This window comes from Streptomyces sp. NPDC058373, assembly GCF_042723275.1.
Classification (GTDB): domain Bacteria; phylum Actinomycetota; class Actinomycetes; order Streptomycetales; family Streptomycetaceae; genus Streptomyces.
In genome coordinates, this window is record NZ_JBHXJE010000006.1 from 47809 (window position 1) to 60798 (window position 12990).

At 73.8% G+C, this 12990-nt stretch carries 7 protein-coding genes and 1 tRNA gene; 1 reads left to right on the forward strand and 7 read right to left on the reverse strand.

Translation table 11 applies throughout. The annotated features are described in order from the left end of the window. Window positions 1-54: 54 nt before the first annotated feature. On the reverse strand, window positions 55-993 hold the full coding sequence (locus ACFWMZ_RS06095) for an alpha/beta hydrolase family protein (RefSeq protein WP_383199736.1): 939 nt from the start codon (window positions 991-993) through the stop codon (window positions 55-57). 96 nt (window positions 994-1089) lie between these two features. Here ACFWMZ_RS06095 and ACFWMZ_RS06100 point away from each other — a divergent pair, with 96 nt between their 5' ends. Further along, entirely contained in the window at window positions 1090-1470 is a 381-nt protein-coding gene (locus ACFWMZ_RS06100; protein WP_383178431.1) for a MerR family transcriptional regulator, read from the forward strand. Window positions 1471-1542: 72 nt separating this feature from the next. Here the strand turns inward: ACFWMZ_RS06100 and ACFWMZ_RS06105 are convergent. The 6 genes from ACFWMZ_RS06105 to ACFWMZ_RS06130 all read right to left on the reverse strand — a co-directional run bounded on the left by ACFWMZ_RS06105 (window position 1543) and on the right by ACFWMZ_RS06130 (window position 12869). Continuing rightward, window positions 1543-1616: transfer RNA gene (locus ACFWMZ_RS06105), tRNA-Thr, on the reverse strand. A gap of 129 nt (window positions 1617-1745) precedes the next feature. Continuing rightward, window positions 1746-3341, reverse strand: a complete 1596-nt coding sequence (locus tag ACFWMZ_RS06110) for an alpha/beta hydrolase (protein WP_383199738.1) — start codon at window positions 3339-3341, stop codon at window positions 1746-1748. Window positions 3342-3500: 159 nt separating this feature from the next. Continuing rightward, window positions 3501-4712: a DNA polymerase III subunit delta' gene (locus ACFWMZ_RS06115; protein WP_383199740.1), complete on the reverse strand. Its 1212-nt coding sequence runs from the start codon at window positions 4710-4712 to the stop codon at window positions 3501-3503. 628 nt (window positions 4713-5340) lie between these two features. Next, window positions 5341-8571, reverse strand: coding sequence for a dTMP kinase (gene tmk / locus ACFWMZ_RS06120; protein ID WP_383199742.1), 3231 nt, complete (start codon window positions 8569-8571; stop codon window positions 5341-5343). A gap of 632 nt (window positions 8572-9203) precedes the next feature. Beyond that, window positions 9204-12119: a type I DNA topoisomerase gene (topA, locus tag ACFWMZ_RS06125; RefSeq protein WP_383178263.1), complete on the reverse strand. Its 2916-nt coding sequence runs from the start codon at window positions 12117-12119 to the stop codon at window positions 9204-9206. Window positions 12120-12485: 366 nt separating this feature from the next. Next, the gene (locus ACFWMZ_RS06130; protein WP_383199744.1) at window positions 12486-12869 is read right to left on the reverse strand and encodes a hypothetical protein; all 384 of its coding nucleotides are present in this window, start codon (window positions 12867-12869) and stop codon (window positions 12486-12488) included. Between the last annotated feature and the right edge of the window lie 121 nt (window positions 12870-12990).

Sequence of the window (12990 nt, forward strand, 5' to 3'; positions counted from 1 at the left end):
GGATTGCCGCCGATCGGAGCAGGAAGCCGATCGGATCAGGTGGCGGCCGGCCCCTCACCCGGCCTTGGAGACGATCCGGCCCAGCGGGTGGGAGCCCTCGGCCAGCAGCAGCCGGGCCGCCTCCCAGCCGGAACTGTCGACGCCGAGCGCGTGGCGGAGGTACGCCAAGGTGACCTGCTGGACGAGGGCGACGCGGGCCGGGTCCTCGTCGGTGGTCTCGGTGACCTCGTAGCCGGAGATCCCGCCGAGGAAGTGCTCCGCCCCGAAGAGGGTGAGCAGACTCTTCTCACCAGGGCTCAGCACGTACGGGTCGGCCATCCACTCCGGACCCCGAACGGTCAGCGGCGAGTCGTCCCGGTCCCCCGCGACCACGAGGGCCGGGGCATTCAGGTGGGCGAAGTCCGGGCTCCGCAGCCACGGCAGGTTCTCGGCCGCGAACGGTGTCAGGGCCGCACCGCCCCGGCCCGCCGTGGCGAGCAGCACCCCCGCCTTGACCCGCGCGTCGGACAGGTCCTCCGCCGTACCGGTCTCCGGATCGAGGACGCGTAGCCCCAGCAGCGCCCCCGCCGTCTGCCCGCCGAAGGAGTGCCCGGCCACCGCGACCCGGCTCCGGTCGACCCGCCCCGCCAGTCCCGGAACCTGGGCCTCCAGCACGCCGAGGTGGTCGAGGACGCGCCGCATGTCCTCGACCCGGTACCGCCACAACCGCGGCCGCCGCGGATCGTCCGCGGCCATGCCCCCCGCCTTCGCGTCGAGATGGGTGGGCTGCACCACCACCAACCCCCGCGCCGCCCAGTAGTCGGCCAGCGGCCCGTACCCCTCCAAAGACGCCCCGAACCCGTGCGCGAACACCACGACCGGCAGCCCCCGCCCGGCCACGGGCGCGGAGACGCGTACCCGCAGGTCCTGTCCGCGTCCGGGCGCGGGCAGCACGAGCGGCTTCACGGAGACGACGGGGACGGGGGCGGGCGCGGGGACGGGGGCACTGCTCATGTGAAGCACTTCCCTCTACCGGTAACGGGGGGGCATCTGTCCCGAGCTACGCTAAAACCTGACGCTGACGTCAGAGGCAAGAAGAGGGGACCCATGATGCGGATCGGCGAACTCGCCACCAGGACAGACGTCAGCGTGCGCGCACTGCGCTACTACGAGGAGCACGGCCTCCTCACCGCCGACCGCAGCCCCAGCGGCCAGCGCCACTACCCGGCCGGCGCCGTCGACCGCGTCCACCTCATCCGGCAGCTCTACGCCGCAGGCCTCTCCAGCAGAACCATCCGCGACCTGCTCCCCTGCGTCATCGACGGCCAGGCCACCCCCGAGCTCCTCCACCGCCTGACCGAGGAACGCGACCACCTCACCACCAGGCTCACCGAACTGACCCACACCCGCGACCGACTCGACGCCGTCATCACCAACGCCGACGCCAACCTGCGGACGGGGAGGGCTTGCCGGGGCGGGGCCGAGGCGTGAACGCCTCGCGGCGAGAGCCCCCAGACATGAAAAAACCCCAGGTCACGGCGAGTGAGTCCTGGGGTAATTCCGAGCCGCCTTCGGGATTCGAACCCGAGACCTACGCATTACGAGTGCGTTGCTCTGGCCATCTGAGCTAAGGCGGCAAGCTGCGGAAGAAGAACCTCTTCGGGTCCCGTCTCCGGGGAAGAGGTTCGCATCAGCAGCGACGTTAAGTCTACAGGGTTCCGCGGGATGCCTCGGACCGGGGCCGGGGCAGGGGTGCGGCCCCGGGGTCAGCAGCGGGTGCCGTTCTTCGGTGGGGTGCCCTCCAGGAGGTAGGTGTTGACGGCGGTGTCGACGCAGTCGCTGCCGCGGCCGAAGGCGGTGTGGCCGTCGCCGTCGTAGGTGAGGAGGGTGGCGGAGTCGAGCTGGGAGGCGAGGCCGCGGGCCCAGCGGTACGGGGTGGCCGGGTCGCGGGTGGTGCCGACGACGACGATCGGTGCGGATCCGGTGGCCTCGATGCGGTGCGGGCCGGAGGTGGCGGGGGTGGGCCACCGGGCGCAGTTCAGGGAGGCCCAGGCGAAGCCCTCGCCGAAGACGGGGGAGGCCTTACGGAACTCGGGGAGGGCGGCCTCGACCTCGTCGGGGGTGGTGAAGGCCGGGGGGAGGTCGAGGCAGTTGACGGCGGCGTTGGCCGACATGAGGTTCTGGTAGCCGCCGTCGGCGTCGCGCTCGTAGTAGAGGTCGGAGAGGGCGAGCAGGGCATTGCCGTCGCGGTCCTTGACGCCGCTGGTCAGCGCGGCGCGCAGCTGGGGCCAGCCGGCCTCGTCGTAGAGGGCGGCGATGACGCCCATGGTGGCGAGGGACTCGGTGAGGGCGCGGCCCTGGCCGGCGGGGAGGGGGTCGGCGTCGAGCTTGTCGAAGAACGCCGTGAGGTTCCGCCCGGCGTCGGCGGGGTCGCCGGTGCCGAGGGGGCAGTCCTTCTGCCGGGCGCAGTCCTTGGCGAAGGCGGTGAAGGCGGTGTCGAAGCCCGCGGTCTGTTCGAGGTTGAGCCGCCGGGCGTCGAGGGTCGGGTCCATGGCGCCGTCGAGGACCAGCCGGCCGACGCGGTGCGGGTAGAGACCGGCGTAGGTCGCGCCGAGGAAGGTGCCGTACGAGGCGCCGACGTAGGTCAGCTTCTCGTCGCCGAGGGCGGAGCGGGCGAGGTCGAGGTCGCGCGCGGACTCGATGGTGGAGACGTGGCCGAGGGTCTTGCCCGCGTCGGCCTGACACCCCTTGCCGTACTTCTCGAACGCGGTGACAAGGGTCTTCCGCTCGGCCGGAGTGTCCGGGGTGGTATCGGTGGCGGTGTGCCTGTCCATGGCCGGGCCGTCGAGGCAGTTGACGGGTTCGCTGTCGGCTACGCCGCGCGGGTCGACGGCCACCATGTCGTACCGGGCGCGGACCGGCGCCGGATAGCCGAGGGCCGCGTACGACTGGAGGTATCCGATGGCGGAGCCGCCCGGGCCGCCCGGGTTGACGAGGAGGGAGCCGAGGCGGGCGCCGGGGCCGGTCGCCTCCTTGCGGGAGATCGCCAGGTCGAGAGTGCCTGCCGTGGGGTTGTCGTAGTCCAGCGGCGCCTTGAGGGTGGCGCACTCGAACTCCTCCTTGCCCGCGCCCTCGCAGGTCCGCCACGCCGGGCGCTGGTCGTAGAAGGGGGCGAGCGCCTTGGGCGTCGCCTTCGGGAGGGCGGCGAGGACGGTGTCGCCGGAGGCGTCCGCCGTGGTGCCCTCCGCGCTGCACGCCGACACGAGAGCGGTGGCCGCGGCGAGGAACACGGCCAGCACCGGACGGCGGGGCGAGCGGCGGGGCGAGCGGCGGGCGGGGGGCCGGGGGCGACGGTTCTCCATGCGCCCGACTCTAACGCTTAGCGCTGACACGATTACTTTGCGTGATGGGCGAGTGGGGGCGAGGACGCCCTTCAGCTCGGGTGACGTGGCCGCCGAACCACTCGTACGGGCGACGGGAAGGCGGCGGCGGGGGGCGGACCGGGTGGGCCGGGCGGGGCCCTACCCGGCCCGGAGGGCCATGGCCATCGCCTCGACGGCGAGCAGGGGGGCCACGTTCCGGTCGAGGGCTTCGCGGCAGGCGGCGATGGCCTCGATCCGGCGGAGGGTGGCGGCGGGGGTGCTCTCCTCGGCGATGCGCTGCAGGGCGTCGCGGAGCTCGACGTTGGCGACGACCTCCGGGGAGGAGCCGAACTGGAGGGCGAGGACGTCGCGGTAGAAGCTGGTGAGGTCGACCAGGGCCAGGTCGAGGCTGTCGCGCTGGGAACGGGTGCGCCGGCGCTTCTGCTTCTCCTCCAGCTCCTTCATGGCCCCGGCCGTGCCGCGCGGCATCCGGCCGCCGCTCTGCCCGCCGAGGGCGGACCGCATCGCCTCGGTCTCCTTCTCGTCGGTCTCCGTGGCCGCCTGCTTGGAGTCCTCGGAAGCCGCGTCGATCAACTCCTGTGCGGCCCGCAGTCCCGCGCCGACGTCGCCCACGCGCAGCGGCAGCTTGAGGACGGCGGCCCGGCGCGCGCGGGCCCGCTCGTCGGTGGCCAGGCGGCGGGCCCGGTCGATGTGCCCCTGCGTGGCCCGCGCGACGGAGGCGGCCAGCGCGGGGTCGACCCCGTCGCGCCGGACCAGCGTGTCGGCGACGGCGTCCACGGGCGGCGTACGCAGCGAGAGGTGCCGGGAACGCGAACGGATCGTCGGCAGCACGTCTTCCAGCGAGGGGGCGCAGAGCAGCCAGACCGTCCGGGAGGCCGGTTCCTCGACGGCCTTGAGCAGGACGTTCCCCGCGCCTTCGGTGAGGCGGTCGGCGTCCTCCAGGACGATCACCTGCCAGCGGCCGCCCGCGGGCGACATCTGGGAGCGCCGGACCAGGTCACGGGTCTCCTTCACACCGATGGAGAGCAGGTCGGTGCGGACGACGTCCACGTCCGCGTGGGTGCCGATCAGGCTGGTGTGGCAGCCGTCGCAGAAGCCGCAGCCCGGGCTGCCGCCCGGCAGGGCCCGGTCCGGGCTGGTGCACTGGAGGGCGGCGGCGAAGGCCCGCGCCGCGTCGGCCCGGCCCGCGCCGGGCGGCCCGGTGAAGAGCCAGGCGTGGGTCATCCGGGACGCCTCGGGCAGCGGGCTGCCCGTCGACGCCGCCGTCACATAGGCGTCGGCGTCCCGGGCGGCCGCGTCGAGCTGCCCGATCACCCGCTCCTGGCCCACCAGGTCGTCCCACACCGCCATCCGGTGCGCCTCCGTCCACATCCACGCCCGCCTACCGCCCCACCAGGCTGGGAGGACTCGGCCGGCTGCACTGCTCCGAGCCCGGCACCCGCGGGCCCCGGCTCCCGCCGTACGCCGTACCTCACCGAACTCGCTCGGCCCATTGTCCGCGACGCTACTGACAGGGCCCAAATGAGACGCTGGGGGCGGGGGCGATTGGGCGCGAGGTGCGGGGCCGGGGGGTGGTAGGCGGTCTTACTCCTGGTGGGGCGCGGCCAGCCCCCAGGAAGCCGGCCTGGCCAGGCGGAGCCCACGAAACGGGCAACGGGCGTACCCACGACTGTGGGGCCGAGGCCAGCAGGCAGGCAAGCGGGCGATCCGGCAGCCGAGCTATCCCCCCGGGTCGACTCCAGTCACCGCCCACGCGTGCTTGCCAACGCCACCCAACGCCCCGGCGCCCGCGAGCAGCCGACCTCCCCGAGACAGGGGAACCCGCACCCGAGCCCAGGCACCCGCGCCCGAACGTCCCGGCGAGCCGGTCAACGCGTCAGCCGACCACTCACCGAGCAGTTCCAGCTCCCGGGAACAACCCCGGCCCCGGGCCCCCGGGGCCACCCCTCATGACGAGGGCGTGGCCCCGGCCCGAGCGCTACCGCCGACCGCGTCCCGACCCGCCCCGCGGGTCGTCGTCCCCGTCGTCGTGCGGGCCGAGCAGTTCGTCGGCCAGGCTGGGCAGGTCGTCGAGCGGGGTCTCCTCCGCCCAGTCGGGGCGGGGGCGCGGGGCGGTCGGGTCTATCTGGGGCAGTTCGCGGGTGCGCTCGTTCTCGCCGGGGGTGGTCCGGTCCGTCGGCGCCGCGTCCCGGGGGCCGCTCGCCGAGTCGTCGCGGAAGTACCCCGGCGGCACACGGTCCGCGGGTGCGTCCGAACCAGGCCAGCGGTCCGGCTGGGCCTCTTCCGAGACGCGCGGGAAGACCTTGGTCTCCTCGTCGTCCCCGGCGCCCGGCTCCGGAACCTGGGGGATGACGGCGGTCTCCTCGGCGTCGGACGGGCCGGGCTCGGGGGCCTGCGGAAGGACCGCCGTCTCCTCGGCGTCGGAGGAGGCCGAGCGGCCGGCGTCGCGGCCGTCGTCCTTGGTGAGGGAGTGGGACGGGCCCGGCTCCCGATCCTCGGGCTTGCGCAGGGAGTGCACGGGGGTGGGCACGGTCGTCTCGTTGTCGGCCGGGGGTGCTTCGGCGCGCTGCGCCGCTTCCCGCTCGGCCGCGCGACGCGCTTCCTCCTCGGCCCGGACGCGGGCCTCCTCCTCTGCCTTGCGGCGGGCCTCCTCGGCCCGGACGAGCGCTTCCTCGGCCTGGCGCTGCTTCTCGCGGCGCCGCTCCTCGGCCTCCTTGCGGAGACGCTCCTCCTCGACCTTGCGCAGGCGCAGCCGCTCCTGCTCGGCGGCGCGCAGCTCCTCCTCGGCGCGGAGCCGGGCCCGCTCCTCCTCGGCGCGGCGTTCCGCCTCCTCGGCACGGCGGCGGGCCTCCTCGGCCTGGCGCTCGGCCTGCCGCTCCGCCTCCAGCCGCTTGGCCTCCTCCAGCTCGCGCTTCTTGCGCTCCTCCTCCTCGGCACGCAGCCGGGCGAGCTGCTCCTGGCGCTCGCGCTCCAGGCGCTCCTCCTCGGCCTTGCGCGCGGCCTCTTCCTCGGCCTTGCGGCGCGCCTCCTCCTCGGCGGCGCGACGGGCCTCCTCCTGCGCCTTGATCTCCGCCTCGGAGAGCGGCAGCAACTGGTCCAGGCGGTGCCGGATGACGGTGGTGACGTCCTCCGGCTGCTGGCCCGCGTCGACGACGAGGTAGCGGTCCTGGTCGGCGGCGGCGAGGGTGAGGAACCCGGCGCGTACGCGCTGGTGGAAGGCGGCCGGCTCGGACTCCAGCCGGTCCGGTGCCTCGGTGAACCGTTCGCGGGCCGTCTCCGGCGAGACGTCGAGCAGCACCGTCAGGTGCGGGACGAGACCGCTGGTGGCCCAGCGGGAGATCCGGGCGATCTCGGTGGGCGCGAGGTCGCGTCCGGCGCCCTGGTAGGCGACGGAGGAGTCGATGTACCGGTCGGAGATGACGACGGCGCCGCGCTCCAGGGCGGGGCGGACGACGGTGTCGACGTGCTCGGCGCGGTCGGCCGCGTAGAGCAGGGCCTCGGCGCGGTGCGAGAGCCCGGCGCTGGAGACGTCGAGGAGGATCGCGCGCAGCCGCTTGCCGATCGGGGTCGCCCCCGGCTCACGTGTCACCACGACCTCGTGGCCCTTGGCGCGGATCCACTCGGCGAGCGCCTCGGCCTGGGTGGACTTCCCGGCGCCGTCGCCGCCCTCCAGGGCGATGAAGAAGCCGGTCGCGGCGGGCGCGGTGGCCGGGTCGTCGCCGCGCAGCGCATCCCGCAGGTCGCGGCGGAGCGGCACGCCCTGCCGGTCGTCGGCCTTGGCGAGCAGGATGGCGGCGACCGGCAGCAGCAGCGCGCCGAGCAGCATCAGGGTGAAGGCGGCACCGCCGTGGGCGAAGACGAACTTTCCGGCCTCGACCCGGTGCCGGCCGATGGCACCCGCGATGAGCGGGGCGGCCAGGACCGAGACGGCGAGGGCCAGCCGCACCACGGCCTGGAGGTGCTCGCCCTGGCGGGACCTGCGGAACTCCTCGGTCTCCTGGTCGATCAGGGTGTGCCCGGCCTGGGCCGCGACGCCCGCCGCGACACCGGCGAGCAGCAGCAGGAGCAGCACGGTCGTCACGTCCGGCACGAGCCCCGCCGCGAGCAGGGCCACGCCGGTCACGGCGACGGCGAGCGCGAGCAGCCTGCGCCGGGAGAGCGCGGGCAGCAGGCGCGGAGCGCTGCGGACGCCGAGGCCCGTACCGCCGGTGAGGGCCAGGACGAAGAGGCCGTAGAGGACGGGTCCGCCGTCGAGGTCCTTGGCGTGGATCACGGAGACGGCCACGGCGCCGGAGATCGCGGCGGTGACCGAGGCGCAGCCGATGACCAGCAGGCCGATGGTGCCGGTGCGGCCCCGGTCGGCGCCGGTGCCCGTCTTCGGGCGGCGCAGCCCCTCCAGCGGGGAGCGGGCGCGCGGCGTACGGGTGCCGGGCAGCGTCAGGAAGTGGACGACGGAGAGGGAGGCGGCGAACAGGCCGGCCGCGACGTACGAGGCCGGCGCCACCTGGTGCTCGGCGAACCAGTCGATGCCGGTGGCCAGCAGGTTCCCCGCCAGGGTGACCGCGACCAGCGCGGCGGCGGCCAGCGGCACGGCGATGAAGGTGGTGCGCAGGAAGAGGCGGTGCAGGGCCTCCGAGCGGTCCGGCAGCGGGCGTACCGCGTCGGCTCCGGGGGCCGGGGCGGGCAGCAGCGCGGGCGCCGCGCTCTCCCGGCAGACCGTCCAGAAGCGCTCGCCGACGCCGAGGACGAAGACCGTCACCAGCAGGGTCGCGAGGGCCGTGTCCGGGGTCCAGTCGATCCAGAGCGGCGCCACGATCAGCAGGGCGGCGCGCAGACCGTCGGTGACGAGCATCGTCCAGCGGCGGTCGAGCGGCCCGTCGGGCGCCGTCAGGGAGCTGACCGGGCCGAGCAGGACCGCGCCGAAGAGCAGCGTCGCGAGGACGCGTACCGCGAGGACGATGCTGACGGTGAAGGCCGCGCCCTGGTAGCCGCCGCCGAACGCCGCTTGCGCCAGCGAGGTCTGGAAGGCGAGCACCACCAGCACGAAGAGGGCCAGGACATCGCCGACACCCCCCACCAACTGGGCGCTCCAGAGCTGCTTGAGGGGGCGGAAACGCAGCAGGGCGCGCACGGCGCGCTCTCGGGAATCTGCGACCAGGGCGTCGTCGGGGGCCGGGTTCACGACCGTTGGCTGCTCGGCTCGCGTCATCCCGCCAGCCTAGCCCGCTCGTTCGTCACCCGGTCGGCCCACCCGAACATACGACCGGCCGACCCGGGGCAAAACCGCCCCACACCGGCATTCGACGCCGCCCGCGCACTCCTGGGCACCACGCACTCCTCCGCTTCCCGCCGCGCTCCGGCAGCCTCCTGATCCACCCGCACCCCTACCTCCACCGTCGCTCCTCGGTCGGCCCGCACCAGCGCCGTCCATCCGCCGCCGCACCGACCTCTTCCGGGCGGAGGGCCCGCCCGGAAATCCGGCGTACCGAGGGGCACCGCGTCCGCTCCACCCTCATGCCGGCCCTCCCGACGCTCCGTGATCACGCTGTCGTCGGGCACCTGCCCCTCGTACGCCTGAACGAAAACCGCCCCGCCCCGAAAGATCACGGAGCGGGGCGGCGCACAAGCGCACTCGACCCGGCGAGGCGCACACCGCGCGCCTCATAGAACAACCGTTCGCGCCGTCCGCGCCCGGGGGCCCGGCAGACAGCGCCCGGCGGACACAGAGGGAGGGACGTTTCCGCAGCCGAAGGCCGCGAGGCCGGCGGCGGGGCCAGGACCTGCGCCAGGGCCGGCGAACCGACCCGACCGGGCCCGGCCCGAAAGCCGGGCCCGGTCGGCTCACTCCTCCCCGGAGTCCGCCCCGTCCGCGCTGCCCGCGCTCTTCTTCGCCGCGGCCGACTTCGACGCGGTGCTCTTCGCGGCCGTCGCCCCGGTCGCCTTCTTCGCGGCGGTCTTCTTGGCCGTCGTCTTGGCGGCCGCCGTCTTCGTCGCCCCCGCGGTCTTCTTCGCGGCGGCGGTCTTGGCGGGCGCCTTCTTGGCCGGGGCCTTCTTGGCGGTCGTCTTCTTCGCCGGAGCCTTCTTCGCGGTCTTCTTCTTGACCGGACCGCGCGCCCGCTTCTCCGCCAGCAGCTCGTACCCGCGCTCGGGCGTGATCTCCTCGACGCTGTCGGCCACCCGCAGCGTCGCGTTGGTCTCGCCGTCGGTGACGTAGGCGCCGAAGCGGCCGTCCTTGACCACGACGGGACGCTTGCTGACCGGGTCCTCGCCGAGCTCCTTCAGCGGCGGCTTGGCGGCGGCGCGGCCACGCTGCTTGGGCTGCGCGTAGATCGCGAGGGCCTCGTCCACCGTGATGGTGAAGAGCTGCTCCTCACTCTCCAGCGACCGCGAGTCCGTCCCCTTCTTCAGGTACGGGCCGTAGCGGCCGTTCTGCGCGGTGATCTCGACGCCCTCGGGGTCGGTTCCGACGACGCGCGGAAGCGACATCAGCTTCAGCGCGTCCTGGAGCGTGACCGTGTCCAGCGTCATCGACTTGAAGAGCGAGGCGGTGCGCGGCTTGACCGCGTTCTTGCCCGTCTTCGGCGTGCCCTCGGGCAGCACCTCGGTGACGTACGGCCCGTACCGGCCGTCCTTGGCGACGATCTGGTGGCCCGTCTCCGGGTCGGTGCCCAGCTCGAAGTCGCCGCTGGGCTTGGCCAGCAGCTCCTCGGCCAGCTCGACGGTCAGCTCGTCGGGCGCCAGGTCCTCGGGGATGTCGGCGCGCTGGTGGTTCTCGGCGTCCTTCTCACCCCGCTCGATGTACGGCCCGTACCGGCCGACGCGCAGCTTGATGTCGTCGCTGACCGGGAAGGACGAGATCTCCCGGGCGTCGATCGCGCCGAGGTCGGTGACGAGCTCCTTGAGGCCGCCGAGGTGGTCGCCGTCGCCGTTGCCCGCGGCGGAGGCCGCGCCCGCGGCGGCGTCGCCCTCGCCGAAGTAGAAGCGGCGCAGCCACGGCACGGCCTGGGCCTCGCCGCGGGCGATGCGGTCGAGGTCGTCCTCCATGCGGGCGGTGAAGTCGTAGTCGACCAGGCGGCCGAAGTGCTTCTCCAGGAGGTTGACCACGGCGAAGGAGAGGAACGACGGGACGAGCGCCGTCCCCTTCTTGAAGACGTACCCGCGGTCGAGGATGGTCCCGATGATCGACGCGTAGGTCGACGGGCGGCCGATCTCGCGCTCCTCCAACTCCTTGACCAGCGACGCCTCGGTGTAGCGGGCGGGCGGCTTGGTGGAGTGGCCGTCGACGCTCATGGCCTCGGCGGCGAGCGGGTCGCCCTCGCCGACCTGCGGCAGGCGGCGCTCGCGGTCGTCCAGCTCGGCGTTGGGGTCGTCGGCGCCCTCGACGTACGCCTTGAGGAAGCCGTGGAAGGTGATGGTCTTGCCGGAGGCGGAGAACTCGGCGTCGCGCCCGTCGGCGGAACGGCCGCCGATCTTCACGGTGACCGAGTTGCCGACGGCGTCCTTCATCTGGGAGGCGACGGTCCGCTTCCAGATCAGCTCGTAGAGACGGAACTGGTCACCGGTCAGGCCCGTTTCGGCGGGCGTGCGGAAGCGGTCGCCGGAGGGGCGGATCGCCTCGTGCGCCTCCTGCGCGTTCTTCACCTTGCCCGCGTACGTCCGCGGCTTGTCGGGCAGGTAGTCCGCGCCGTACAACTGCGTGACCTGCGCCCGGGCGGCGCCGACCGCCGTCTCGGAGAGCGTCGTGGAATCCGTACGCATGTAGGTGATGAAGCCGTTCTCATACAGCTTCTGGGCGATCTGCATCGTCGCCTTGGCACCGAAGCCGAGCTTGCGGCTCGCCTCCTGCTGGAGCGTGGTCGTGCGGAACGGCGCGTACGGCGAGCGGCGGTACGGCTTCGACTCGACCGAGCGGACGGCGAAGGCGGTGTCGGCGAGGGCGGCGGCCAGGGCGCGGGCGCCCGCCTCGTCGAGGTGGAGCGTGTCGGACTTGAGCTGTCCGACGGAGCTGAAGTCGCGGCCCTGCGCGATCCGCTTGCCGTCGACGGAGCTCAGGCGGGCGACGAGCTGCGCGGGATCGCTGCTGTCACCGCCCCGGCCGGTGCCGAAGGTGCCGGTCAGGTCCCAGTACTCGGCGGTGCGGAAGGCGATGCGCTCGCGCTCCCGCTCGACGACGAGGCGGGTGGCCACCGACTGGACGCGGCCCGCCGACAGGCGCGGCATGACCTTCTTCCACAGGACCGGCGAGACCTCGTAGCCGTAGAGGCGGTCGAGGATGCGGCGGGTCTCCTGGGCGTCGACCAGCTTCTTGTTGAGCTCGCGGGGGTTGGCGACGGCCGCGCGGATCGCGTCCTTGGTGATCTCGTGGAAGACCATCCGGTGGACGGGGATCTTCGGCTTCAGCACCTCCTGGAGGTGCCACGCGATGGCCTCGCCCTCGCGGTCCTCATCGGTGGCGAGGAAGAGTTCGTCGGACTCGGCCATCAGCTCCTTGAGCTTCCTGACCTGCGCCTTCTTGTCCGCGTTGACCACGTAGACGGGCTGGAAGTCGTGCTCGACGTCGACGCCGAGCCGGCGGACCTCGCCCGTGTACTTCTCCGGCACCTCTGCGGCGCCGTTCGGAAGGTCACGGATGTGTCCGACGCTCGCCTCGACGGTGTAGCCGGGGCCGAGGTAGCCCTTGATCGTCTTCGCCTTGGCGGGCGACTCGACGATGACGAGGCGGCGGCCGCCCTCTGCGGTCTCGCTGGTCGGGGACAACGTGGCTCTTCTCTCCGGTCGACACTGAATCCTTCCCGAGCCCGTGGTTCCGGGATGGGGGCCGGGCTTGCGCTGCGGAGTGTGACGGTACATCCCGCCCCCGTGTCAAACGGGAAAAGCCCACCCCGGCCACTGGAACGGTAACCCGACTCCGTCCGTTCCTGCCGCCCGGAGTACCGACCTGGCCATTCACCGCAGATCGGGACGGGGCCGACGGGTATGCTTCCGCGCCGCCACGGGGCCGGGCGCGGTACGGATCGGGCGGTACGCGTACGGGTCGGGCCGGGGCCCACCGGGGAGGCGGCACCGGGCGACCGGGCTGGCAGGCCGATGCCGGCCGGGCAGACCGGCTGCCGGGTCAGCCGTTCAGATGCGGCTGAAGCACCACAGGCCGAGCGCCAGCGACACCACGGCCACCAGCGCGGAGACGGCCGCCGAGGCGACCGGGGCGGCGCCTTCGTAGACGGGCCTGCGGTGCCGGGCGCGGACGGCCGTCCAGACCAGCAGCCCCAGCCCGAACAGGGCGAACACGGCTCCGGCGAAGGCGGCGGGGGTGGCATCGACCAGGTTCCCGAGCGGCTGGGCACCGCCGCTCCCGGCCACCTCGGCCACCGCCCGGCCGCCCTCGCCCGTCCCACCCCCGGCCCCGGGCGTGGCGAGCGTCGCGCCCAGCCGGTCGCCGATCCCCGCGTCCATCCGCACGGCGGCGCCGACGGCGGTCCCCTCCGACACCCCGGCTGCCCCGCTCATGACCTGCTCCCCCTTGTCCGCCGGGCCGACTCAGCAGCTCCGCGACCAGGAGGCTGACACCCCGGTACGACGCCCGGGAGAACCCGGGGTGAACATCCGGCCGGTACCGCGTGTCACCCGG